Source organism: Paenibacillus sedimenti (assembly GCF_014534655.1).
GTDB classification, from domain to species: domain Bacteria; phylum Bacillota; class Bacilli; order Paenibacillales; family NBRC-103111; genus Paenibacillus_E; species Paenibacillus_E sedimenti.
Genome location: NZ_JACVVD010000005.1, coordinates 320,625 through 344,665 on the forward strand (window position 1 = coordinate 320,625; position 24,041 = coordinate 344,665).

The 24,041-nt window shown below is 46.0% G+C and carries 20 protein-coding genes; 10 read left to right on the top strand and 10 right to left on the bottom strand.

The window, feature by feature from the left end:
* Window positions 1-44: 44 nt before the first annotated feature.
* Complete coding sequence (locus ICC18_RS16930; RefSeq protein WP_188175615.1) at window positions 45-1,787, bottom strand: sensor histidine kinase; 1,743 nt, start codon at window positions 1,785-1,787, stop codon at window positions 45-47.
* An 85-nt stretch (window positions 1,788-1,872) separates the two neighbouring features.
* Here ICC18_RS16930 and ICC18_RS16935 point away from each other — a divergent pair, with 85 nt between their 5' ends.
* Both ICC18_RS16935 and ICC18_RS16940 read left to right on the top strand, forming a co-directional pair.
* Window positions 1,873-2,607 carry an MBL fold metallo-hydrolase gene (locus tag ICC18_RS16935; RefSeq protein WP_188175616.1) on the top strand — a complete coding sequence of 245 codons (735 nt, stop codon included), beginning with the start codon at window positions 1,873-1,875 and terminating at the stop codon, window positions 2,605-2,607.
* A gap of 116 nt (window positions 2,608-2,723) precedes the next feature.
* A complete protein-coding gene (locus ICC18_RS16940) occupies window positions 2,724-3,359 on the top strand; it encodes a hypothetical protein (protein WP_188175617.1) in 636 nt (211 codons plus the stop codon).
* 209 nt (window positions 3,360-3,568) lie between these two features.
* Here the strand turns inward: ICC18_RS16940 and cntE are convergent, their stop codons facing one another.
* From cntE to ICC18_RS16985, 9 genes are read right to left on the bottom strand one after another with little or no spacing between them, the layout of a single operon-like run.
* Window positions 3,569-4,756 carry a staphylopine family metallophore export MFS transporter CntE gene (cntE, locus tag ICC18_RS16945; RefSeq protein WP_188175618.1) on the bottom strand — a complete coding sequence of 396 codons (1,188 nt, stop codon included), beginning with the start codon at window positions 4,754-4,756 and terminating at the stop codon, window positions 3,569-3,571.
* Between the two features lie 52 nt (window positions 4,757-4,808).
* A complete protein-coding gene (locus tag ICC18_RS16950; RefSeq protein WP_188175619.1) occupies window positions 4,809-5,552 on the bottom strand; it encodes an ABC transporter ATP-binding protein in 744 nt (247 codons plus the stop codon).
* Window positions 5,539-6,360 carry a staphylopine uptake ABC transporter ATP-binding protein CntD gene (gene cntD / locus ICC18_RS16955; protein WP_188175620.1) on the bottom strand — a complete coding sequence of 274 codons (822 nt, stop codon included), beginning with the start codon at window positions 6,358-6,360 and terminating at the stop codon, window positions 5,539-5,541. Before cntD ends, ICC18_RS16950 begins: the two co-directional genes overlap by 14 nt.
* A gap of 6 nt (window positions 6,361-6,366) precedes the next feature.
* The gene (cntC, locus tag ICC18_RS16960; RefSeq protein ID WP_188175621.1) at window positions 6,367-7,260 is read right to left on the bottom strand and encodes a staphylopine uptake ABC transporter permease subunit CntC; all 894 of its coding nucleotides are present in this window, start codon (window positions 7,258-7,260) and stop codon (window positions 6,367-6,369) included.
* Window positions 7,261-8,193, bottom strand: a complete 933-nt coding sequence (gene opp1B, locus ICC18_RS16965; RefSeq protein ID WP_188175622.1) for a nickel/cobalt ABC transporter permease — start codon at window positions 8,191-8,193, stop codon at window positions 7,261-7,263.
* Window positions 8,194-8,242: 49 nt separating this feature from the next.
* Entirely contained in the window at window positions 8,243-9,850 is a 1,608-nt protein-coding gene (cntA, locus tag ICC18_RS16970) for a staphylopine-dependent metal ABC transporter substrate-binding lipoprotein (protein WP_188175623.1), read from the bottom strand.
* A gap of 35 nt (window positions 9,851-9,885) precedes the next feature.
* On the bottom strand, window positions 9,886-11,187 hold the full coding sequence (locus ICC18_RS16975; RefSeq protein ID WP_188175624.1) for an opine metallophore biosynthesis dehydrogenase: 1,302 nt from the start codon (window positions 11,185-11,187) through the stop codon (window positions 9,886-9,888).
* Between the two features lie 30 nt (window positions 11,188-11,217).
* Window positions 11,218-12,003 (bottom strand): class I SAM-dependent methyltransferase, encoded by a 786-nt coding sequence (locus tag ICC18_RS16980; RefSeq protein ID WP_188175625.1) that lies wholly within the window; start codon window positions 12,001-12,003, stop codon window positions 11,218-11,220.
* A gap of 6 nt (window positions 12,004-12,009) precedes the next feature.
* Window positions 12,010-12,870: a histidine racemase CntK family protein gene (locus tag ICC18_RS16985; RefSeq protein ID WP_188175725.1), complete on the bottom strand. Its 861-nt coding sequence runs from the start codon at window positions 12,868-12,870 to the stop codon at window positions 12,010-12,012.
* Window positions 12,871-13,226: 356 nt separating this feature from the next.
* On the opposite strand from ICC18_RS16985, the gene sigK reads away from it, so the two are divergent.
* The 8 genes from sigK to ICC18_RS17025 all read left to right on the top strand — a co-directional run bounded on the left by sigK (window position 13,227) and on the right by ICC18_RS17025 (window position 24,040).
* Window positions 13,227-13,928 (top strand): RNA polymerase sporulation sigma factor SigK, encoded by a 702-nt coding sequence (sigK, locus tag ICC18_RS16990; protein WP_188175626.1) that lies wholly within the window; start codon window positions 13,227-13,229, stop codon window positions 13,926-13,928.
* 687 nt (window positions 13,929-14,615) lie between these two features.
* Window positions 14,616-16,874 (top strand): helix-turn-helix domain-containing protein, encoded by a 2,259-nt coding sequence (locus ICC18_RS16995; protein ID WP_188175627.1) that lies wholly within the window; start codon window positions 14,616-14,618, stop codon window positions 16,872-16,874.
* 206 nt (window positions 16,875-17,080) lie between these two features.
* Window positions 17,081-18,625 carry a glycoside hydrolase family 28 protein gene (locus tag ICC18_RS17000; protein WP_188175628.1) on the top strand — a complete coding sequence of 515 codons (1,545 nt, stop codon included), beginning with the start codon at window positions 17,081-17,083 and terminating at the stop codon, window positions 18,623-18,625.
* Window positions 18,626-18,783: 158 nt separating this feature from the next.
* Window positions 18,784-19,728, top strand: coding sequence for an ABC transporter permease (locus tag ICC18_RS17005; protein WP_223192657.1), 945 nt, complete (start codon window positions 18,784-18,786; stop codon window positions 19,726-19,728).
* A gap of 19 nt (window positions 19,729-19,747) precedes the next feature.
* Window positions 19,748-20,626, top strand: a complete 879-nt coding sequence (locus tag ICC18_RS17010; RefSeq protein ID WP_188175629.1) for a carbohydrate ABC transporter permease — start codon at window positions 19,748-19,750, stop codon at window positions 20,624-20,626.
* 28 nt (window positions 20,627-20,654) lie between these two features.
* Window positions 20,655-22,178, top strand: coding sequence for an extracellular solute-binding protein (locus tag ICC18_RS17015; RefSeq protein WP_188175630.1), 1,524 nt, complete (start codon window positions 20,655-20,657; stop codon window positions 22,176-22,178).
* Window positions 22,179-22,259: 81 nt separating this feature from the next.
* Window positions 22,260-23,138, top strand: coding sequence for a family 43 glycosylhydrolase (locus tag ICC18_RS17020; protein ID WP_188175631.1), 879 nt, complete (start codon window positions 22,260-22,262; stop codon window positions 23,136-23,138).
* 2 nt (window positions 23,139-23,140) lie between these two features.
* Window positions 23,141-24,040: a glycoside hydrolase family protein gene (locus ICC18_RS17025; RefSeq protein ID WP_188175632.1), complete on the top strand. Its 900-nt coding sequence runs from the start codon at window positions 23,141-23,143 to the stop codon at window positions 24,038-24,040.
* Window position 24,041 lies beyond the last annotated feature (1 nt).

A 24,041-nucleotide genomic window follows, 5' to 3' on the forward strand; every position in this document is an offset into this window, starting at 1 on the left:
GAACATTATAGGATGTCAATGATTTAATGTTCGTGAAAAATCATTTACACCGGAATGGAAATCGCAAATCGGGTTTCATTTTCATTGCTTCTTACATCGATCGTTCCGTTATATTTGGCGACGAGCTTTTTGACAATGCTAAGACCCAAACCGGCGTGGGCGCCTGTACCTTTTTTAGTTGAAAAGCCTGGCTCGTACAATTCGGTGATGATGTCGCTAGGAATCGGATCTCCGTGATTGATAACCTCGAATATGAGAAGCTGATTCTCTACCCGTCCGAGCAAATTCACATTTTTATCTGTATCTTTGGCGGAGTGTATCGCGGCATCGAACGCATTGTCGATCAAGTTGCTGAGCATTTTGACCAGATCTGTCGCTTTAATGGCACTCAGATTGATTCGGCTTAAATTCACGACATCATGGTGGAAATCGATTTTTCGCTCGATAGCTTGAATGACCTTTGCTTGAACAATGGCGCTCAAAGAAGGCACATCGATTTGAATAATATCGTTGAGCGCATTCGTTTCGCCGATCAGTTCGCCGGTATACCGGTCGAGTTCTTCATATTCCTTGAGATGTACAAGGGAATGAATCGTAGCCACATGATTATTGAAGTCATGCCGCTGCTCTTTCATCGAGCGGAATAATGAGCCAATGTTATCGACATATACTTCTTGGATGCTTTCCGCAGTAGCTTCACGATTCCGGTTCACAAAACGAATGGCGACAATAACAAGCAGAAAGGCGATGACAGCCGTAGTCCCGATGATGAGGAGCAGGTTCGTTTGTTGATGCCGGATCGATTGCTGGACTTTCCCATAATCCGCCGTCAGCCCGATGACAACCGGGAAATCCAGGTGTAACGGAATAAACATTTTCAGATAAGTCTCTCCCTCAATTGTGGTTAGAAATTGTTTTCTTTGGTTGGTATCCATGACGGCCTGCACATATTCTTGATCGCGATCGTCTTTCATCTCGTAAGATCCGAATAAGATTTCCCGGTCTGTGAACCACACGTAGCCTTGGATAACATTCGGTTTCTGTTGTTTTAGAAAGATTGGCGGGTTATATACGGTTATTTCTTTGGCTCCATGATCGGTATAGCCATGAATCATTTCATTAATAACAGCATTGACACCGGTCTCCCGCTGATAGTCTCTGAAGAAGGTATCATGCACAAAAGGATCAATGATGTAATTCGTGCGTCCATCGTAATAATAGCCCCATTTATCAACAAAACTAGGATTCGTTGACGAGGTGTTAAGAGGGCCTGACCAATAGTAGGGAAGCGCTTGACCGCTTTTGACGTTCGTTGTTTTCGTGTCCAGGAGCTGATTGAACGCTTTGAACCAATCCCGGCTCCAGTCTTTGGTGCTCATATTAATTTCTTTGGGATCCGAGGATTTGTACCCGATGATATCATCGCCGCTCCGCTTCATAAGTGTGATATGATCGATCATTAATTCGCTGCTGAGCGTAGTAAGTTCTTCGTTAGTCACCTTCTCAATGTCCGGATCAAGCCGGTACAGTGCGGCGACGGAAGCGGTGCGCAGGTTTTGGCCGATCAGATTTTCCACGTACTTCTCCCCGGTTTTGGAATGCTGTATGGAAATGGCGACGTTGTCGGCGATCAGCTGCAGCTTCGTTTCCAACTCTGAAGTTAGCATCCGTTTCGTATAATAGTAGAATACGCTGTCGGTAAGTAGTACAATGATTAACGAGATCATCAGGATAAAAAGCGAGGAACGAAGCTGGATCTGCGGCTTTCGCTTGAGCGGTTTATTCATGTTGTCCTCCCAAAAATAGGATGAATTCTCTCAAACATCATAATACATATTCGACTAGAATCCCATATGGAAATGGAGGGGTTGCATGTTAGTGACCTTCTTAGGCTGCGGAGACGGATTTAGTGTACTTCAAGGCCATAATAGCGCGTTATTTGAATTCGACGAGACGAATTTATGCATCGATTTTCCGGAATCGAATCATCTCGGATTGCATCGATTAGGGATGCAGCTGAATCAGATCGAAAACATTTTTATAACCCATTTGCATGAGGATCATATCAATGGCCTGCAAAAGCTGGCGCTGTTTCACCGGGTATATCCAGGGAAGACAAAGCCCAAGCTCTTTGTACCTGCCGGGCTCAAAGACGATTTATGGCAATGCTTGCGCCATGGACTGGAGTTGACAACGCGGGGAAAGCTTGCTTTTGAGGATTATTTTGACATCGTGTGTGTGGAGGAACGGTTTATGATCGCCGGCTTCACGTTTGAACTTGTTCAAACCTTGCATGTACCTGAAATGCTGAGTTATGGGATTGTGTGCAAGCCGCATTTTTATTTTAGCGGGGATACGCGGTTGGAGGAACGTTTCATTCTGGACGTAGCCGGCGAGGTTCGGACGATTTATCATGAATGCCACATGCAGGACGACCATCTGCCGTCTCACACGTCTTTGGATGAACTGTTGACGCTGCCTGAGGCTGTTCAGGAGAAGCTGATTTTGATGCACTATGTAGACGATTACCTGGATTGGGGTACGAGGGAAGAGTTTCATGCGAAGCATAAGGTTCGGCTGGCGGAGCCTTTGGTGAGGTACGATTAGGAAGAATAATAGTTTACCGCTTGGGAAAGATTGACTGCAGGTAGACGAAGCTTAAGCTCCGTTGTATGATAAGAGGCAGACTTCTTAGTTGTACATGAATTTGGAGGTAAGCCGTAGTGGATGTAGTCAATTCTTTTTTAGTTTCATTATTTTCATGGATTGCCATTTTGATAAACGGGATTGTGATTTTTCGATTTAGGCCTTTAACTTATTGGAAAGAAATATTGATGGTTTCTATCTTCTGCTCGAGCCTTTCAGTGATCATTCAATATCTAAATTTGATTGCACTAATTACATTCGTGCCCCCTATATTAGCAATTATAGCATTTACCCTTCTTTCAGGTTTGAGATGGGTCTATTCTTTGATTATGATAGCTGTGGGTGTAACCGTTAGCGGTCTTTTAGAGTTTGGAACAACCTACATATTCAATCATTTTGATGCTAATATAACCTTAACTAAGCTCGCAAATGATTATACGGTCGAATCCTGGTATTTTGTTGCTATTCATTTGGTCATAGCCCTTACGATTAATCAAAAGAGATTCGGATTCACATCACTGGAAATTCATCGTTCGCCGCGTTTAAATGATAATACATTCATTTTTACTTTGTTTTTCCTAACGGTAAATTCAATTATCGGTCTCTTCCTCGTTTTTAAGCAAAACATCATGTTATTTGCGTTGGCGTTCTTGGTCTTCATTGGCTTTATCGCCTTTTTCATTATGAATTACATCAGGGAGCTCAGAGCTTAATAATGAAGATCGATTATATCGTAGAAGCTTCCTTCAAAACGGACAGCGAATCGACTGCTTCCAGCAGGTTCCTGCCAGCAGCCGAGTCTAGTCTAAGGGAACTTTGAATGGGAACGGGAAAAAAAGGAGGGGCGAGCCTCATTAAGGCTACACCCCCTGTTTTTGTGGGTTTTGGAAATGCTCTAGATTGAAGTTGTAAGTCAGGATGTTTATCTTGATCCGACAAACCGTAGGCGTCTATCATAACCAAAAAGGATCATCGAAACGGCTAAGATCGCGCAAATCATATACATAGTAGAATAAGAGGAAAGATCCGCGATCGGGCCCATCATAACTCCGCCCAGTGATACACCCAAGTCAGCCATCGCAATGAACAAGCCAATGAGCACATTGCGGCTTTCCTGAGGCAACACAAAGGACAAATACGTTGTTAACATAGGATACAGAAGTGCTTGAGCGATCCCCATCAGACCTGCGCCGATATAGAAAAAAACTGCTCCGCCTATAGCCGAAAAGCTTACAGCTTGCGCGGCTACCGCTAAAATAAGCATATTAGTCATGACAAAAGCCGAGTGCCACTTTCCGTCCGAAGGAATTTTCTTTCTTAATACAAAACGTGCCACAACTACGGTACCCGCCTGAAGCATGAGATAAATGGCCGCATTGCCGCTTTGGATTTGTGCAGCGTATAGCGGTATAAAGGTTGTCACCGCTCCAAATACAAGGGAAGCGGTCAGCATCAGGACGCTGCATTTAAATAAATGCGGGTTTTTAATTAACTGGCTGAAGGACTTAAGCATTGCCGCTCCCTGTTTCGTCTTACCCTCAGCAGGCTCGGCTACTTTGTTATCCATTTTCGCGCTATAACCCACGCCTCCTGTAAGGATGGCAACCGCGATCATCGCCGCCGTAAAAACTTGCATATCTCCTGCCTGCCAGATGCCTAAAGCCAGCAGAGGGCCGATGATACCTGGCATGGAAGCGCATAGGGAATACATCGAAATGCCTTGCGAACGATCCTTCTCCGGCAGTGCGTCGATAATCCCGAGCTGCAAGGCCATCGAGAAAAACGCTGTGCACACCCCTTGCAGCATACGGGCGACGAAATAACCCTCTAAGCCGGTAAACGTGTAGAGAAGGAGAGCCAGTCCATTGATCGCAAGAATCGTACGAAGTGCCTTAATGGGCCCATATTTTTGGATCATAAGACCGGCCCATGGGCGAAAAAGCATCGTTGTAAACAAATACGCCCCCATAATAATACCGATTGTTGTATTGGTGGCCCCAAGCGATTCGCCCTTCAAAGGAATGATGACATTCAGTATCGCATTCGCGCTAAAATATAAAAGCGTCAAAACATATAAGCGCAGAAAAGGCCAAGATAACGCTCCCTTCAAAACAATTGCTCCTTCCTCTAATTTCCTTAATAGCACAATTGCTGGAATATAGTTAAGCAATAATCATTTGCAATAATTTCCTTGCATACGGTGACTGAACATCCTTCAAATGTTCAATGCCGACGATTTCCTCGATTCGGCCGCTTCTCATGATCATCACCCTGTCGCACATATAAGCCGCAGCCTGTATATCGTGGGTGATGAAGATATAGCCCATGTTGTATTGGGTTCTCAGGCTTTTCAACAATTCAAGGATCTGGATTTGAACCGAGCCATCCAAGGAGCTGACGGCTTCATCCAAAAGAATGCATCGTGGTTCCGTCGAAACGGCTCTCGCAATGCATACTCGTTGTGTTTCCCCACCCGATAACTCGTGAGGGTATTTTTTGCGATAGGACGAGTCTAAGCCGACTTGATTCAATAGCTGATCAATCTTGCCTTCCTGTTCCTGTCGATTCTTTTTCTGCAGCTTAAGCGGCTCCATCATGGCTTGTTCCACGGTATAAAACGGATTGATGGAGGAGGTATAGTCCTGAAATACAGCGCTAATGTTTCCTAATCTTGTTCTCCGATCGTCAATTCTCTTTCCTTCCCATAAAATGCTGCCTTGATCCGGCTTTTCAATTCCTAGCAGCAATCGCCCCAATGTGGATTTGCCGCTGCCGCTTTCTCCGATAATGCCGAGGCACTCTCCTTGCTTCCAATCGAAGCTGATATTTGAGAGCACCTGCTGTCGTTCTCTGGCAAACAATCCGCCTTTTTTATATGATTTTTCAACATGATCAATTGTCAACAAGGCTAACGCCTCCCATGATCTTCTTGAAATGATGGTTCAGCGCCAGTTTCGTAGATACTAAGTAGCGGGTATATTCATGCCGAGCCAAGGAGAATATGTCCCGGGTCGTCCCGCTTTCCACGATTTCTCCGTCTTTCATGACCAGAACCTCATCCGCGATTCGTTTGACAACGGCCAGATCGTGTGATACGAAGATCATCGAGCAGCCCATTCTTGCCCGTAATTGAATAAACTGTTCAATGACCTCGAATTGTGAAATCGTATCGAGCGCCGTCGTTGGTTCATCGGCGATCACCACGTCGGGTTCCAGCACGATGGCCAGCGCAATCATCACCCGCTGCAGCATGCCGCCCGACAACTGGTGCGGATAACTATTCATGACGGAGATCGGGTCCTTCAGCATCACGCTTTCCATCGCCTTTTTCATCCTGTCTGCGATATCGTCACGGCTCCAGCCGAAGTGCCAAGCAAGCGTTTCTTTTAAATGAACCCCGACTACGCAAGAGGGATCAAAAGCGCGCATGCCATTTTGCACAATCAGGCAGAGCTGCTTACCTCTTTTTTTCCTCATCTCTTTTTCGGAAAGCTTGGTTAAGTTAACTCCGCCGAGCAGAATGTCGCCGGATTGGCGGAGCCCTGCTTTATTCAATCTCATGATGGCTCTGCAGGTTAGAGACTTCCCGCTTCCGCTTTCTCCAACAATGGCCAGACAACTTCCTTGCTTGACTTGAAAGGAACTGTTCGAGACCAAAACTTTGCCGGTACGGCTATCCCATACTTTCAAATTTGACACTTCCAGGCTGTTCATAGATGATTAGGCCACCTCTTTCCGCTGAAGCTTCACAAATGCGGCATTACTTTGTTTTTGCATCTTATGCCGGGAGGTCATCAGTTTCGGATCTAAAGCAGCCTGGAGCGCATCGGACAAAAAGTTGACAGCCGATACAACAAGGATGATCGCGATACCGGGCGCCAGCATAAGCTTCGGCTGTGAGAACATGACGGCTCTTGCCTCATTCAGCATCATGCCCCATTCCGCATTCGGCGCTTGAATACCTAAACCGAGGAAAGAAAAGCCGGAAATTTGCAAAATCATTGAGCCAAAAGAACTGCTTGAAATGACGGCGATGTCCGGAAGCGAAACGGGAATGATATGATTCGCCATAATTTTGATGTGGCTAACACCGAGCGCTTTGGAGAACTTCACATATTCGGAGTCCGCAAATTGCATGACAGACGTTCTGATGATGCGGGCAAACCAAGCCCACTTCATCAAGACAAACGCGATCAATATATTCTCAAGACCTACGCCCAAAATGCCGATCACCGCCAACGTCATCACGTAGCCCGGGAAGGAAAGCATGACATCGCAAACTCTCATCAAGACGGCATCCGCTTTTCCTCTAAAGTAGCCCGCAATAAAGCCTGTCATCGCCCCGATTCCCACCGATACGGACAGCGCAACCAGAACCCAAAGCACGCTGGGGCGGATGCCATAAATTAAACGGGATAACATGCATCTCCCAAGATGATCGTTGCCTAACCAATATTCCGATGATGAAGCTGCAAAGCGGAGCTCCATATGGACTTCTTTTGGGTCATTCGGCGCAAAAAAAGGGGCAAAAATCCCGACAACAAAGATTGCTGCGATAATGAATAAACATACAGCAGCTAACCGATCTTTACATACTTGTCTAAGCAGTTTCATTTATAGATCCTTCCTCAGCTTGGGGTTCAACGCAGCATTAAAAATGTCGGAAGCGGTATTAAACAGCACAAAGGCGACTGCCAGCACAAGGACATACGCCTGGATGATCGGGAAATCCCTGCTTAAGATGGATTTCACGCTAAGCGTTCCTAACCCGGGCCAGGCAAAAATGTTTTCTACGACGACCGTGCTTCCTAGAATAATGGGAAGCGCCATGCCAAACACAGAAGTGGCTACCTGCAATGAATTTCGCAGCATGTGCAGCGTGACTTTGTTCTCCGGCAAGCCGCATGCCCTGCCATATAGCACATAGTCTTCATTTAGATTACTTAACATAGAGCTTCTAATGATTCTAAAGTAGACGCCTGCAAAGCTGACCGTAATCACAGTAACCGGTAAAATGTAGCTTTGGTATGAGTCCATACCGCTTGTTGGAAGTAAGTCCAGCTTTACAGAAAAATACCAGACCATAAGCGCTGCAAGCCAGTAAGAAGGCATAGACGTCAGAAAAAAGGTGGTGCCTCTGATGGATTTGTCCAGTATTTTCCCTTCTCTTAATGCGCAGATGACCCCGAGTACAATGGACAGCGCAACAATGGCCGTAAAAGAAACCAACGTCAGCTTTAACGTATTGAGAAATGCCGGGCCCAGTAAAGACCACACTGGTTTTCCCGTTACGTACGAGTTTCCGAAATCGAGATGCAAGCAGGAAATGAACCAATTCAGGTAACGTATGAATAATGGCTGATCCATCCCGAGCGCCGCTTTCGTCTCGGCGATTAATTCATCCGTGATTTTCGGTACGTCTTGCGCGTGCAATACCAGTTCAGCCGGATCTAATGGAGACAGGTTGTTTAAGACAAATGTTAAAAACGAAATCGTCATAAGCAAAGGAATCGATATCAATAATCTTTTGATGATATAACGGCTCATAGCCATCTCCTTTTTCAAATAAATAAAAGGGGGAGGCCCCCCTTATTTCCTATTCAAAGTACATTCGCTCAAATGGCAGCTCATATTGCGTTTGCTTAAACGAAATGCCATGCAAGCTTTTTGGCGCCACAATGGTGACATTGCCGTTCGAAATGGGAATAAAAACAGCTTCATCATGGACAATTCTTAGAATATCTGCGTATAACGACTGTCGTGTTTTTTCATCCGCGGACACCATCACATCATCGATTTTTTTGTACAGCTCAGCTGCGTTCGCTATACCTTTGGTCGTGTGGTAATAAGAAGATTCGGATGTGAAGGCGGCTATTGTGCTTTGCGGATCGTAAGCAAGCCCCCATGTTTGGTTGAACAGCAGATCATAGTCTCCCGTCGATCTTCTTTTTGCGATGGAAGAAGATTCTTCGCCGACAAGCTCCAGCCCGATTCCGATCTTTTTGACGTTGTTTTGAATGAATTCGGCCTGCGTTTTTTGCGAGGACGAATTAGCGTCGTAGTATAGCTTCATGGATAATTTGTTTCCGGCTTTTGATCTGACTTCGCTGCCATTTTCTAAAATCCAGCCCGCTTTTTCCAAAATCTGTTTCGATGTCTCCAAATCATAGCCCCGTTTTTTCAACTCGACATTGGCATAGTTGACGTTAGAGGAGAATAAGGCATTGGCGGGCGTCTCCGTGCCGTTAAAGATTTGCTTGCTAATCGTTTCTCTGTCAATCGAATGCCAGATCGCTTCGCGAACAGCCGGTTCCTGTACGGGACTACCCGCCTTGCTGCTATTGGCTACGATCATTTTCGTATTCATCGGCTCGCTTCTGACAATCTGGTAGTCGCCTGAATCCGCCAGTTTTTTCATGGCTTGCACATCAATATTGTCTGCGCCTCGATCATCCGTAAAGATGAAATTGACTTCACCTTTTTGTAGCGCCAGAAAAGTCGTTTCGCCGGCGGGAAGCACCTTTGCCGTTATTTTTTTCACTTTGGGAACGCCGCCCCAATAGCTTTCATTGGCCTTAAAAACGGCAACCTGATCCGTTTTATGTTCAGCGAGTTTATAGGGACCGGTACCGTTGTAACCCTTTATGCCATCTTTTGTTCCCCCATTGCTGAAATCTTTGGGGGATAGGAACGCATAGGGTCTTGTCATCGCCAATTCCAGCAAAGTCGGGTAGTACGTTTCCGATAGCACCAATTGGACGGTATGCTCATCGGCAGCGTTAACGCTCACGATCTTGGTCGATAATTTGATCCAGGAATGCTTGCGTGCATTGCTTTGGACCGCTTCGATGTTTTTTTTCACCGCTTCTGCGTTAAACGGTTCCCCATCATGGAAGGTCACGCCCTTTCTCAGATGAAAGGTGTACGTTTTACCATCCGGGGAGATATCCCAGGATTCGGCCAACATCGGTTTGATGCCGTCTTTCGTGTTTTCAACCAGTGACTCGTACACCATCCCTTGAGCTGGTATGGAGCCGGCATACAGATGGGGATTCATGTCATTGATATCTTTTGCCGTGGCATAAATCAGCTCCGTGCCTTTAATCGATTCTCCCGCACTCTCCGTTTTGCCGCCACTGCAGCCTGCAAGCAGTACACTAGTAATCATCAATGCGGAAAGCAAAACAACCAACCTTTTTTTCATGTTATATCCTCCAGAATTCAAACTCATTTACGGTCTTAGCCCAATCTTGTTTCGATTTCCTTGCAAATCCGCTCCATATCTTCATCAAAGCTTTGAACGACGAAGGCATCCGACAAACGCTCGCCTTTAAGCTTGAGCGCGGCTGCCTCGATTTTGCTCTCGTATGTGGAGATGAATTGATCGATCGTCGGACAACTCGAATCGAGATATCTTGCGATGCCTTGTATGATTTTGATCCGGTAGTAATCTTCTTTGGGCATTCGCGGGATGTCCCAGTATCCTTCCTTGTTGACGAAGATGGGCCGAATGGGGACGGCAGAGAAATCGAAATATGTTCCATTCTGATCCGGCTCCGAGAAAGGATCGATTAACAATGAGGCATACCGGACATACAATAAGTACTCTTGATGAATCGTTTCCAAATGAACGAATTGATCGATATCGTGACGCGACAAGCTTTCCGGTCTCACCGGATAATTGTCATCGGTCATAAACTTCAGCAGGTTGACACCGTTTATACGCAGCTTTTCAATTATCGCAGAAATTTCTTTCCATGAAGCGAGCAGTTGCCGGATTAAGATTTGGGTGATAGGACCCTCCGGAAAAAGTTTGTATACATACTTCTTGGTGGAAACTTCACTGAATAGGACACTTAACGCAAAGTCATTCATAAACAGCGGCGGGTGGACATACAAAGAAATATTTCTCGTTTCGGCTTCGATCGGCGACTTCATGACTTCCAAGGCGATGCCTAATGGTTCATATATCGACTGAAGTTTCTCGACATTTCGGGATGGAGCGTGCGTCGAGCCGATAAACACTTTTTTCTTGACTCCCGTCGTCATGACGCGATTTGACGGATTGCTATGCACCCAGCGCGTGTCGCCCAAGTATGTAGAAAAGCTTATAATTTCCGTTTCCGAATTCCCATCGTTCATAAAATGACGAATTAATGCACCCGAGCCAAAAGTCGGAGAGAGCAGCACTACACACATGACCTGTCGTAGTACTTGATCGTTCAGCTGCTTCAGCACCTCCGTGTAGGCATCCGCTGTAACAGCTAAAATAACGGTGTCCCAATGTCCCGCAACGGTTTCATAACCATGGAAAACATGATCAATACGGCATTCGCCTTGAAGCGCGTGATGCTTTTCATTTTGAATGTCAACGCGAACCCGCTGGTCGCTCTGCTTAAGCGTCGCAAAGAAGGGTTCGGAACGTACGGACTGTCGTCCGACGATTCCTACGCAGCAATCCAAATGACTTTTTAGCAGCACCGCCATCTGAATGGAGGCGGGGCCAGTTCCCGCAATTAAGACGCGTTGAAAATCACTCATATAAACCTCCTTATGTTGTCAACAATGCGGTTAAGCTTTCTGATACAAAGCGATATCAAATACATGACCGGGACGCAATATGTTTTCAACCAGACGCCATTTTCGCTCATCGACTTCTTTCATGGGATAATTGAATAAAGACTTTAACCGATCTCCATATCTCATCGCAACAACGACCTGTCTCTCGGTTAACGCATGCAACCGGTCCAGTAAATCATATTTTACGGATACCGTTGAACTGAAGATGATATGAGTAGCATCCTTGATGGCGTCAAGATGCTCAACGGGCTCTCTTTCCAGCATGATATTTAATCCGTGTCCTAGTCTTTCGACCACCTTCCGTCCAAGCTTTATGGCCTCCTCATCAATATCGATTCCCACTACTGCTGCACCTGTTTGCTTAGCGATGTACAATGGCGTCATAGGAAATGAACCCGAGCCAACTAATACGACGTTGGAATCGGCAGTGACCTGAAAGCTTCCAAATTCTTGTTCAATGCAAGTTTCTATTTGATCAAAATAATCGCATCGGTCAGCCTCACCGTTCAGCAGCTTCAATGCGCGGTATTTCTCCATAATGGCAACGCAAAGCGCTGATGATTTCCTTAAATCGGCCACAAGTTGAATAAGCTCGCTGGATGCTTGCTGCTCCGCTTCAGCCCATACTTCCTTGTAACCCTCGTTCGTTATAAAAGCGGAATAGTCGTCGATGATCGTCTCTAACTCCGAGCTTTGATGTATGGTACCATCGTATCGATGGGCCAAAGTCGTAAATTTTTCTTGGAAATCAGCCATGTATCGTTGAAATTGATCCATATTCACTCATTTCACCCCACTCAAATGTAAATCGCATACTTCGATGAAGGCTTTGCCATGTGCGACAATGCCAACAGTTCCCTCAATGTTCAGCCTGGTTACCTCATCTTGATCACAATCGGCAGTAACATGAATCATGCCGCCAGGCTGTTTGATTGGCATGGCAACGGCTCCTTTGTTTTTCCAGGCAAGGTAAGCCCCGAGTGAAGCCGTACCTGAACCGCAGCCTCTTTCCCAGACCATACTGTCTAGCGGAGGAACATAAATGAGCGGGGCTAATTCATTAGAATCAGATTTAAACAATAAAACGCCAATCAAGTTAGCTCCCAATGCGACTCCGAGCAGATTAGCCAACTCTTCGGCGTTCTTTCTCATGGGCTCACTGAATTGATCTACTTCTATCACAATATGAATAAAATCAGGGTACCTTACGATGGCAAGCTGCAATTCATCGCCTTTAAACTTGACTGTCTTTTGTTCAATTTTTTTAGGGACAGGCATGGCAACTCGACAGATATACGATTCATTGATTTTTTTGACTTGACATAAGACGATTTGATCGGTCCCCGAGGCCTCCAATACGATTTCGGTCCTATCGTCATGATTTAGGCCGCTTTCAGATGCAAGATAGGCGGCTAACGCCATGCATGCATTACCGCAAAACTCACCTCCCGCCATTTGCAGATGCGCAGCAGCTTCATGCCTTTGCGGTTTTTGGATAAAGCCTACTTGCTCAGCATACACATTGTCATAGGACATCATTTTTGAAGCAATGAGCTGGCACTCATCCGATGGATGCTTCGTTTTCACAAGAATGGTCATGTTTTGTGTGGGGTTGAATTTTACAAAATCGATTTCTCGTTTCATCATAACTACCCTCTCGACCGATATTTGATGGAATCTAACCTTGCTTCCTTTCTTTATTAATTGTAAATATTACGATTAATCTCAAGTAAATAATACCCAAATTATGGGACAACGTCAACACTATTTCTTTTGTCCGTCCATTATGCTTGGATATCTGCATCAGATTGATCGTTAGAATTTATAGACTGTTCCTGGACGAGCTCTAGTATTGTCAGTGAGTTAGAGTGACTGAGGAATTCAGGTAATCTTTTGGGTACATGCACTTCTAGGTGTTCACCCACATACACTAATACTAATCTCTACGCGGAGGCTTCCGAAGCAGCTATGATCCGCAAAACCTCAAGGGGGTGGCTGGAATGCCTGGATTGTTTGGCGCAATTGCTTTGTTAATCAAGCAGCTAACCTTGCTTGTATCCTATGTCAAGAATAATGCGTTTCCACAACCTCTTACCGAAGAAGAAGAAGAGAAGCATCTTAGGCTCATGGCAGAAGGCAATGAATATTCTAGAAATATGCTCATCGAGCATAATCTACGGCTCGTAGCCCACATAGTCAAAAAATTCGACAATACAGGAGAAGATCTGGAGGATTTGATATCGATCGGGACGATCGGACTGATCAAAGCAATCGAGTCGTTCTCGCCTAACAAGGGCACGAAACTGGCCACATTTGCTGCTCGTTGTATTGAGAACGAGATTCTCATGCATCTACGTTCACTGAAGAAAACGCGTAAGGATGTGTCTTTGCACGACCCGATCGGTACCGATAAAGAGGGGAACGAGATTACCTTGATCGACATTCTCGGGACGGAAGCAGATGATGTCGTGGATAAAGTGCAGCTCAAGATTGAGAAGTCGAAGATCTATAAAAATTTAGATATACTAGATGATCGTGAGAAGGAAGTTGTCGTTGGGCGGTTTGGGTTGGAGTTAGGTGGCGAAGAGCGCACGCAGCGGGAGATTGCGAAGGAGCTGGGGATCAGCCGGTCGTATGTGTCGCGGATTGAGAAGCGGGCGCTCATGAAGCTTTATCATGAGTTTTATAAGGCGAAGCGGTAAGCTATCTCAGTTTAAAAATAATCTTATCTTTAGATAGTTTAGAAAATATCTGCCTTAGACAAAGCTCGGGGCAGATATTTACTTTGGAAAACTAGTACAAGCCGCAGATTATTACCTGATTATTTACTAGGTTTCATGTCTAAAGTATAATAAGAACTAATGTTCTTCTAAGGGATTGGATTCCTATTGATGATATTTTAGGCATAAACCAGGTATTGGAGTAAAGGTTAATCCATATAGTAAACGGAAATAAATCGGTTTGGACAAGATATCTTATCACACCGAATTTTTCTGATTCTACAATTATTTATTGTATAAATAATGACGGCCAGCCAATCGGTTAATTTTGACCAAAACTATGTTCCATTCTTAATAGGCTATGTTGGGTTATGAGCTATGACAGCCATTCATCATCTTTCAGTACATAAAAAAGGAAGAAGACATGGCAAGATCACTCCCGCTATTTTTGGAGTCGCTTTTGGATTGGACTGGGACGATGATTGCGTGATTTTTGTCCATACAGGGGAACATATCCATTTGGACCATTTGAGTTGCTATCCTACTAGCCATAAATATGAGGACTATCTCTGCTATGAAGGAAATTGCGTAAGCCTAGCGAATACAAGTTATGATTGAAAACGCTTAAAATGAAAGAGGAATGGACAACACAAAGGAGTGAATCGGCATATGTTCAGACTCTTATCATCTAAATATTTGGTCCGGCTTCTGCTGTTCACTTTGCTGATCGGGACGATTCCTGTTGTTGCTTTGGGGAGCTTGTCGTTCATACGCGCGAAGGACAGCGTACAGCAGAAAGTCAATGATAGCAATATGCAGCTTTTGCAGCAAACGCAGCTGAACGTAGAACAAGTTCTTCAGCTGTTTGAGAACCTGATGACGCAATACATCTCTACTTCAACTGTGAACGAAGCATTACAGACGCCGTTTTCAGCGAAAAATTTTGTATTGATGAACGAGCTTTCAGCTGGACTGAATAAGCTGCAGCCATACGAGCTGGGGATCAAGGATGTTTATGTAGTTAATGTTGAACATGCATGGGTGCTGTCTAATCAGGGATACACCGCCATGAATGAATCTCCTTTGAAGGAGAACGTTCTGGAATACGCAAAGGCAGCGGAGAAATCGTTTTGGAGGACTGTTTCGGATCCAGCCGGAGTTCGTCTTATTAAAAAGCTGCCAATTAACAGGACCACAAGTTCAGGATTGATTGTCGGAGAAATTTCAAGCAATAAATTGGAGAGGCTGGTCTTTAATGAAGCGGAAGAACGGGAAACCGTCATCCTCGATGCTGAATTTAGATTGTTGACGCAGCCGTCAGGCAGCTTTTTGAAATCAGTCGACGGGTTGAAGCAGGCTGTGGAAATGATTCAGCATACGCCTGATGGATCCCGGGGATACTTTACTTTTAAAGTGAATCATAATACGATTGGCGTCAACTTCACCAAATCAAACTATAACGGCTGGTATTATTTATCTTTCTCTTCGTTGAACGATATCACGAAGGATTCGCGTTCGATCGGCTGGTATACCTTGTATATTTCGGCGGGGACATTTGCTTTCATCTTACTTTTGGCATGGATCGGTTCCAAGCGGATGTATATGCCGATTCGTCGTGTATTTTCGGTTGCCGTAGGCAATGACTCCACCGATAATCGCCAAAACAAAGATGAGCTTCAAGTCATAGGAGAACAAATTCATCTCCTTCGAACATCTCAGACGCATATGAAAGATCAACTTCGCATCCATTCCAAACAATTGGAAGCCTTTTTTATCCGCCGGCTTCTGCAGGGGGAAGGCAGGCCTAGTGAAATTCGCGAGCGATGGACCCAGTTTGCTTATGACCCAACGCCCGGGATGTTCGCTGTTTTGACCATCGAAATCGATACACTGGAGGATACGAGGTACAGTGAGCAAGATATGGATTTGCTCTTATTTGCCATCAATAATATGACCAGCGAGCTGATTCCCCAAAATCGCCGGCTTGAACCTGTAGTCATGGTGGACAACCAAGTGACCATTTGTCGGGGAGATAGGAAAATGATTCAGGAATTTGAAATTCAGATGTACGACTATGCGGAACATGTGCAAAAGACGGTGGATGAGATTTTGGGGCTTAAAATCAGCATCGGAATTAGCAGATCTTATCAAGATATCCATGAGACGCATCAGGCTTACAAGGAAAGCTTAGAGGCGCTTAAGTACCGGGTGCGTTTCGGGGATCAAGTCATTTTGCCTTTTCATAACGTGCTGCCCGATACCCAAATTGTCGCAGCTTATCCGGATTGGCTTGAAAAGGAAATCATCGATGCCGTCAAGATGGAGGAACGAGACAAAGCAAGGGGGCTATTGAGCGAGTTTATACAGAAGGCGATTATGGATAACCCGCGATACTATGACCTTCAGATGGTGTTGACCCGTCTCCTGATCGATCTTCTAAGGGAATGGCAAGAGGCTGGTGAAACCTCGAATCCTCTGTATGCGCCAGGGAAATCCCTTCAGGAGCACTTGCAAGAGTTGAGAACGGCGGAAGAAATCGAAGCCTGGTTTTATCGCGATGTCATTGAGCCGATGATCGTATCGCTCCACCATAAATGGGAAAGCCGGAATCAGAAAATTTCCGAGCGCATGATGGAGATGATCCATGAGGAATTCGATTCGGGCTTGACGCTGGAGATATGCGCTTCCCGCTTGAACTATCATCCCAATTACATTAAGACCGTTTTCCGTAAAGAAACTGGCAGCAACTTCAGTGATTATCTATCCAAATACCGGCTTAACATAGCCAAGCAATGGCTTGTGGAAACCGATATGAAGATTGGTGAAATCGCGGACAAGCTCCAATATCAGAACTCGCAAAATTTCATCCGGTACTTCCGCAAAATGGAGAACATGACCCCAGGTCAATATCGCGAGAAGCACCAGTAATGGAAATGATTGAAATAAAAGAGATTTAATCAACCTGGCGGAGATCTTCCGCTAGGTTGATTTGTTTTCCGCCGAGAAGATTATTCTTCCTGCTCCCATGATTATCACCCATACTTCAGCCTATTTCCTGCCATTCGGATTGTCGACAGGAATCCAAGTGATTAGTACTGTTGAATCAATACCGAAAGGATGAAAGGAAGATAGAAATGAATTTGATTACTTGTAACATTCGCGATTTCGGCGCCGCGGGCGACGCGGTGACCAAGGATACGAAAAGCATTCAAGACGCTATAGATGCTTGCTCGGAACAAGGCGGGGGAACCGTCATCGTGCCGCAGGGAGATTATTTAACCGGTACGATCATGTTAAAACAGAACGTCGACCTCCATCTGGAGGCAATGGCTCGGATCATCAGCAGTATGGAAGAGCATGATTTCGATCCGGATCCGCACATAGGCAGACGGGGGCTGATCTGTGCGCGATATGCGAATAACATCTCTGTAACCGGTCCCGGCACTATTGACGGGCAAGGTCCGCGTTTTCTCGAAGAAGACGACGGGCAAGGCGATCATGTGCTTCTCCCACTGCAGGAATTTCGTCCAAAGCTTATTGATCTTGAAGGCTGTTATGATGTATTGTTCCGAGACGTAACCTTATATCGTGCCTCCTCATGGTGCCTTCATATGACAGGCTGCGAGCGGGTTAATGTGCAGGGCATCAAGATTCTCGGCCAATTACGCGGCCCGAACAACGACGGAATCGATCCGGACAGCTGCCGTGACGTGCATATATCGGATTGCCATATTGAAGCGGGTGACGACTGTATCGTATTGAAAACAACGAAGCACGGTGCAGCACGTTACGGCCCTTGTGAAAATATTACGGTTACCAATTGTACGCTCATCTCCCGTTCCTGTGCTCTGAAAATCGGCACGGAAACGTTTGCCGACATTCGGAATGTCGTGTTTCAAAACTGCGTCATTCGCAACTCGAATCGCGGCATGGGCGTTTGGTCCAGAAACGGCGGAACGATCGAAAATATATTGTTTTCCAACATTATCGTGGAAACAAGGCTTTTCAGCGACGAATTCGAGCAGACCCGCAAGCGGAAATGGTGGGGCAAAGGCGAACCGATCTTCGTTTCGGCGGAGCGCCGGCGTGAAGCGGAAGCCGGAACGCCGGGGATCATCCGCAATATCCGTTTTGACCATATTTTGGCTGAAGGGGAGAACGCCGTATATTTGGAGGGCTCGCACGAAAGTATTATAGAGGGCATAGCCATTCGAAATATGAAGCTGACGATGAAGCAAAGGAGTCCGTACCCGGGCGGCGTATTCGATACGAATCCTACAGCAAGAGGCGTGTTCCCTCATCCGATTCCAGGTGTCTTCTGTCGCTATGGTAAAAATATTTCGCTACATGGCGTTGAAATCGAATGGAGCGGCCCGAGAAACGTTCATTGGAAGCAGGCGATTTACGGCGAGCACCTTGAAAATCTGTCCCTGATACAATTCCGGGGTGGACCTGCTCAGCCTGATGGGACCGCCATTGAATTGAAACATGTGAACCATCTAGCTGTTGAGCAATCCAAGGCACCGCCAGGGACAAATACATTTATGTCATTAGAAGACGTTGACCCCCGTCATATGTTTGTGGTAGGCAACGATTTTGCCCAAGCGGAGACGGCCATCCGGTTTGCGGACGCATCGAATCCGGAATTTTTCGCAGCTGCGAACCGTATGCCGAACTGATTATTCGATCTGCTCCCTTGATTATCGGTAGGAGAGAAAGCCCGCTAATCCGCTTGTCAGCAGGGTTTGCGGGGAATGATCTGCTGTCGGGATTGTCGACAGGAATAGCCGACTAAAGTAACATTGGAATCAACCCGAAGGAGGGATGAAACTTGGAGATGGCCAAGACAATCCAACAATCGCAAGCGGTTACAAATAAAAGCTCATTTGCACGGCGGTTGAAGCGTCATCGCTGGTTTTATATGATGCTTCTTCCGGGTCTGCTGTATTTTCTGGTTTATAAGTATGTGCCCATGTGGGGCATTCTCATCGCATTTCAAGATTATCAACCATTTCACGGGTTTTTCGGAAGCAAGTGGGTCGGACTTAAACATTTCGAAACATTCTTTACGGACGACGCTTTCTGGATGCTGTTTCGGAATACTTTCGTCTTGGCGGTGTACAATATTTTATTCTTTTTCCCTTTACCCATTCTCATTGCGTTGATGCTTAATGAAGTGCGTAAAGAGATGTTTAAACGTTTCATCCAGACGCTCGTCTACATTCCTCACTTTGTTTCTTGGGTTGTCGTAGTCGGTATCAGCTTTCTGTTCTTTTCCTCTGAAAGCGGTATCGTAAACAACATGTTAAACAGTCTTGGGAAGGAACCCGTTAACTTCTTGCTTAGCGGCGATTGGTTCCGTACGATCATTACGTCGCAAGTCATTTGGAAGGAGACAGGTTGGGGCACCATCATCTTTCTTGCCGCACTCGCAGGCGTCGATCCGCAGCTCTACGAAGCAGCGCGAATCGATGGAGCCAATCGGTGGAGACAAATGTGGCATATCACACTTCCAGCGATTCGAAGCACGATTATTATTTTGCTAATATTACGGATTGGTCACTTCCTTGATACAGGTTTTGAACAAATTTTCCTTATGGTGAATCCGATGAACCGTGAGGTGGGAGAAGTGTTCGATACGTACGTATACAGCACTGGCATCTCCCAGGGAAAATTCAGCTATAGCACGGCAGTAGGTATGTTTAAATCGGTTGTGGGATTAATCCTTGTCGTACTTGCCAACCGTTTAGCTAAAAAGTTCGGCGAAGACGGAATTTACTGAAAGGAAGGGGGACAACGATATGACGGGTAAAACGGTATCCGGTAGACTGCTAGACGGAATCAATTATTTGCTTCTTTCACTTATCGCTGCGGCCTGCGTGATTCCGTTTATCTATATTTTGGCAGCTTCAGTGACGGATCCGCAGGAGCTGCTGAAAAAGGGATTTATATTAATCCCGACCAAATTTTCGCTCGTCGGCTATCAGTATATTTTATCGACCGACGTGATCTTATCCAGTTTAGCCGTTTCCGTTTTCATCACAGTGGCCGGTACAGTGGCGAATCTGTTGTTTACCGCTCTAATGGCATATCCACTTGCCCAAAGGGATTTAATGGGCAGCAGCTTGATCATGAAGCTGATCGTGTTCTCTATGCTGTTTAGCGGCGGGATGATACCCACCTATTTGGTCGTCAAGGAGACAGGACTTCTAGATAGTCCTGCTGCACTTATCGTTCCTGGCTTGATAAGCGCATTTAACCTGATTATTATGCGCAGCTTCTTCCAACAGCTTCCGGATGGACTTGAGGAGGCGGCGCGCATTGACGGCTGCAGCGATATCGGGATATTGTTCCGTATCGTGCTTCCTTTATCAGCACCGGTGCTTGCATCACTCGCTTTATTTTATGCGGTAGGCCATTGGAACTCTTACTTTAACGCAATTCTTTATATCAATGAAAGCAAGTTTTGGCCTATTCAAGTATGGTTAAGACAAATAGTTATATTAGCTCAAGGGGGGATCGGAGATTCTACGCAATTCGGTGAGGATTTTGTTCCTCCGCCGGCGGAAACCATCAAGATGGCCGTTATTGTGCTTTCCACATTACCTATCTTGATCGTCTATCCGTTCTTGCAAAAGCACTTTGCCAAGGGTGCACTATTGGGGTCAGTGAAAGGCTAATTTATTTAAAGAGAAGAGGAGATTTTGTATGAAAAAAAATGCATACCAAAAACCTGCAAAATTGCTCAAAGTTGCCTGCATCACTTGTTTATCTGTTTCGCTTTTGGCAGCGTGCTCGACCCAGAAAGAAACCCCTGCCGCCAAGCAGGCCACCGGGCAACCGGCCGGCACTCCGGCAAAGCCGTTGGAATTGAAAGTGATGATGATACAACAGCTTGCGGAACCGCCTAAAAAGGATAGTCCGTTTTTAAAGAGAATCGAGGAACATACGGGTGCGTTGCTGGATATCACTTGGGTTCCGGGGGCAGGAACGGCTTATGACGATAAAGTAAGCGCTACGATTGCCTCTGGCAATTTGCCGGATATGATCCTTATCCGTAAGACAAAAGAGACGGCGAACCTGAATGCGCAGCTGTCCGGCGTTTTCTGGGAGCTGACTCCTTACCTGAAAGATTACCCGAATTTAAGTAAAATGAGCCCGGTTGCTGTGAAAAACGCGAGTATAAGCGGGAAGCTGTACGGTATTCCACGCGAACGTGTATTATCCCGTTACGGCATGATTATCCGCAAGGATTGGCTCGATAATCTGGGACTGCAAATGCCTAAAACGGTAGATGACTTGTACAAAGTGGCCAAAGCGTTTACAGAGAACGATCCGGATAAAGACGGTAAGAAAAATACGTTCGGCATCCAGGAAGACGCATCGATGGAACTGCTCAAACAATTGACGGTTTATAACGGAGGTCCGAACGGTTGGGGGCTGAAGGACGGCAAGGTTATCCCTGATTTTATGGCTCCGGAGTACAAGCAGGCATTGGATTTGTATAAGAAAATGGTCAGTGAAAAAATTATCGCCGCAGATTTCCCGATTGCCAAAAAATATGATTACTTCAACCAAGGAAAAGCCGGCATTTATTTTTCAGTTATCGATGACGGTTACAGCCGCCATATCGATATGATCAAGCAGGATCCTAAAGTAGTTGTTGATGTTGCGCAAAACTTCGACGGTCCGCAGGGGCAACGCGTAAGGGGCACTACCGGTTACGACTCTTTGATTGCCATACCGAAGTCAAGCGTGAAAGATGAAACGAAATTGAAACAAATCCTCGGTTTCTTGGATAAAATGGGCGATGAACCAATGTTGTCCCTCATCAATGCCGGAATCGAAGGAACCGACTATAAATCTGAAGGCGGAAGCGCAAAGAAAATTGCCGGTTCGAAAGGCTCTGAGGATTGGCAAAATTTTAGATGGGGCAATCTATCTGCAGGAGTCAAAATTGAGAAAACGCCGATTGAGCAAAAGATCGATAAGTTGTTTGCCGACAACAATAAAATCGGCGTCGTTGACCTCAGCGCTTCTCTTCTCTCCGATACCAACACCCAAAAAGGCGCTGATTTGAAGAAAGCCGTTACGGATGCGCAAGTCAAATACGTCTTGGGCGAACTGGATGATAAGGGCTGGGAAGCGGCTGTTGCCAAGTGGCGCTCCGGCGGAGGCGACAAAATCATCGAAGAATTTACCGCTGATTATAACAAAAGTAACGGTAAATAATAGATGAGCTCATTTTGAATCCGCCGAATTTTCGGCGGATTTTCTTTTTTGAACTCACACCACCATAAAGGATATGATCGCATGGAATTGATACCTTTACCTGAGTCATTAAAACCGTTATTTGATCATCCGATCCGTGATACATCGATCTGTTTGGGCGATGACGGGCATTATTATTTAACGGGCACAACCGGCTTTCCCGATTGGTGGGCGGTGACGGGAGATGTTCAAATTTGGAAGTCGGCAGACCTGCAAAATTGGACTCCTGTTATTACCGAACCGCGCAAGCGGTCCACGGTCTGGAATATAGATCGGGACGGTACCTGGCAGAAGAAAATTGGGCTGCGAGACGGAGCTCCGTTTCGTCCGCTATGGGCGCCCGAAATTCATTATTTAAAAGGCACCTATTGGCTTACATACAGCATTCCGAAGCTGGGCAATGGCTTGTTAAGAAGTGTTAGCGGAAGTGCGGAAGGCCCTTATGTTGATCATATAACCGCGAATTCGCCGATTAGTCCCCATATTGACGCCTCACTTTTTCAGGACGATGACGGTGAGGTGTATTTCTTATGCGATAACGGCAAGATCGCCCGGATGAACGAAGACATGACGGCACTTGCGGAAGAGCTTAGATTGCTTAGTCCGGCCGGTGGCGAGCATGTCGGCTTTGAAGGAACGTTCTTGTTTAAGGCGCATGGCCGCTACCATCTAGTCGGGGCGGATTTCGTAGATGGTGACTATCATTGTTTCGCAGCCAACTCGGAGCATCTGTATGGGCCTTACGGCGAGCGGTATTTGGCCGTGCCGCATGGCGGTCATAATATGTTTTTTCAAGACAAAGAAGGACAATGGTGGAGCACGTTTTTCGGAAATAACGCAAATGCGCCTTTTTGTGAAAGACCGGGTATTCTGCGAGTGGCATTCGATGAACAGTTACGAATCCGGGTTCAAGGAGGATGAGAATGACACATTTGAATCTTGCCAGCATTCCGTCGCCCATACTTCTGCATGGCAATCATCAAACCGCATATCGCGACCCTGCGGCCATCTATCATGAAGGGGTGTTCAGGCTTTATTATACGCTGGTCGAGACGGAGTCCGACGGGAAAGTATATATGTATACGGCGATGAGCCAAAGTGAGGATCTGGTACAGTGGAGCAAGCCGAAGAAGCATACGCCGAGAGACCGCAGTTTAAACTTTTCAAGTCCGGGCAATATAATCCGTTATCAAGACAGATGGGTGATGTGCCTCCAAACGTACCCTAGACCTGACGGTGAAAAATACGGCAACCAAAACTCCCGAATCTGGACCATGGAGAGCAGCGATCTCGACAATTGGTCGGAGCCGGAATTGCTTCGGGTGAAAGGAGACCGGGTTCCGGTGGAAGAGATGGGGCGAATGATCGACCCTTATCTGATCGAGAGCAAGGATGAGCAGGGGAAGTGGTTTTGCTTCTATAAGCAGAACGGAGTCAGTTTATCGTATTCCTATGATCTTAAGCATTGGACCTATTACGGGAATGAAGCAGCCGGCGAGAACGTCTGTATTTTGAATATAGCGGATACATATGTCGTGCTTCACTCTCCTGAGAACGGAATTGGGATCATGAGGTCGACTGATCTAAGGAACTGGACGCACGACGATACGTTGCTGACGCTGGGGCAGCGGGAATGGGATTGGGCACGCGGAAGAATTACCGCAGGGTTCGTCTTGGATTGCAGACAGGTAAACGGTGTCCGGAAGTTCCTAATGTTCTTTCATGGCAGCGGCCCGGAAGATGAACGTATCCTCTTCGATACCCATGCTAGCATCGGAATTGCATGGAGCGATGACTTGAAGATATGGAATTGGCCAAAATAAC

Excerpts from the sequence above, each read along its gene's own strand:
- ICC18_RS16930 (WP_188175615.1), bottom strand. The coding sequence starts at position 1,787 with ATGAATAAACCGCTCAAGCGAAAGCCGCAGATCCAGCTTCGTTCCTCG.
- ICC18_RS16935 (WP_188175616.1), top strand. The coding sequence starts at position 1,873 with ATGTTAGTGACCTTCTTAGGCTGCGGAGACGGATTTAGTGTACTTCAA.
- cntD (WP_188175620.1), bottom strand. The coding sequence starts at position 6,360 with ATGAACAGCCTGGAAGTGTCAAATTTGAAAGTATGGGATAGCCGTACC.
- cntC (WP_188175621.1), bottom strand. The coding sequence starts at position 7,260 with ATGAAACTGCTTAGACAAGTATGTAAAGATCGGTTAGCTGCTGTATGT.
- opp1B (WP_188175622.1), bottom strand. The coding sequence starts at position 8,193 with ATGAGCCGTTATATCATCAAAAGATTATTGATATCGATTCCTTTGCTT.
- cntA (WP_188175623.1), bottom strand. The coding sequence starts at position 9,850 with ATGAAAAAAAGGTTGGTTGTTTTGCTTTCCGCATTGATGATTACTAGT.
- ICC18_RS16975 (WP_188175624.1), bottom strand. The coding sequence starts at position 11,187 with ATGAGTGATTTTCAACGCGTCTTAATTGCGGGAACTGGCCCCGCCTCC.
- ICC18_RS16980 (WP_188175625.1), bottom strand. The coding sequence starts at position 12,003 with ATGGATCAATTTCAACGATACATGGCTGATTTCCAAGAAAAATTTACG.
- ICC18_RS16985 (WP_188175725.1), bottom strand. The coding sequence starts at position 12,870 with ATGAAACGAGAAATCGATTTTGTAAAATTCAACCCCACACAAAACATG.
- sigK (WP_188175626.1), top strand. The coding sequence starts at position 13,227 with ATGCCTGGATTGTTTGGCGCAATTGCTTTGTTAATCAAGCAGCTAACC.
- ICC18_RS16995 (WP_188175627.1), top strand. The coding sequence starts at position 14,616 with ATGTTCAGACTCTTATCATCTAAATATTTGGTCCGGCTTCTGCTGTTC.
- ICC18_RS17000 (WP_188175628.1), top strand. The coding sequence starts at position 17,081 with ATGAATTTGATTACTTGTAACATTCGCGATTTCGGCGCCGCGGGCGAC.
- ICC18_RS17005 (WP_223192657.1), top strand. The coding sequence starts at position 18,784 with ATGGCCAAGACAATCCAACAATCGCAAGCGGTTACAAATAAAAGCTCA.
- ICC18_RS17010 (WP_188175629.1), top strand. The coding sequence starts at position 19,748 with ATGACGGGTAAAACGGTATCCGGTAGACTGCTAGACGGAATCAATTAT.
- ICC18_RS17015 (WP_188175630.1), top strand. The coding sequence starts at position 20,655 with ATGAAAAAAAATGCATACCAAAAACCTGCAAAATTGCTCAAAGTTGCC.
- ICC18_RS17020 (WP_188175631.1), top strand. The coding sequence starts at position 22,260 with ATGGAATTGATACCTTTACCTGAGTCATTAAAACCGTTATTTGATCAT.
- ICC18_RS17025 (WP_188175632.1), top strand. The coding sequence starts at position 23,141 with ATGACACATTTGAATCTTGCCAGCATTCCGTCGCCCATACTTCTGCAT.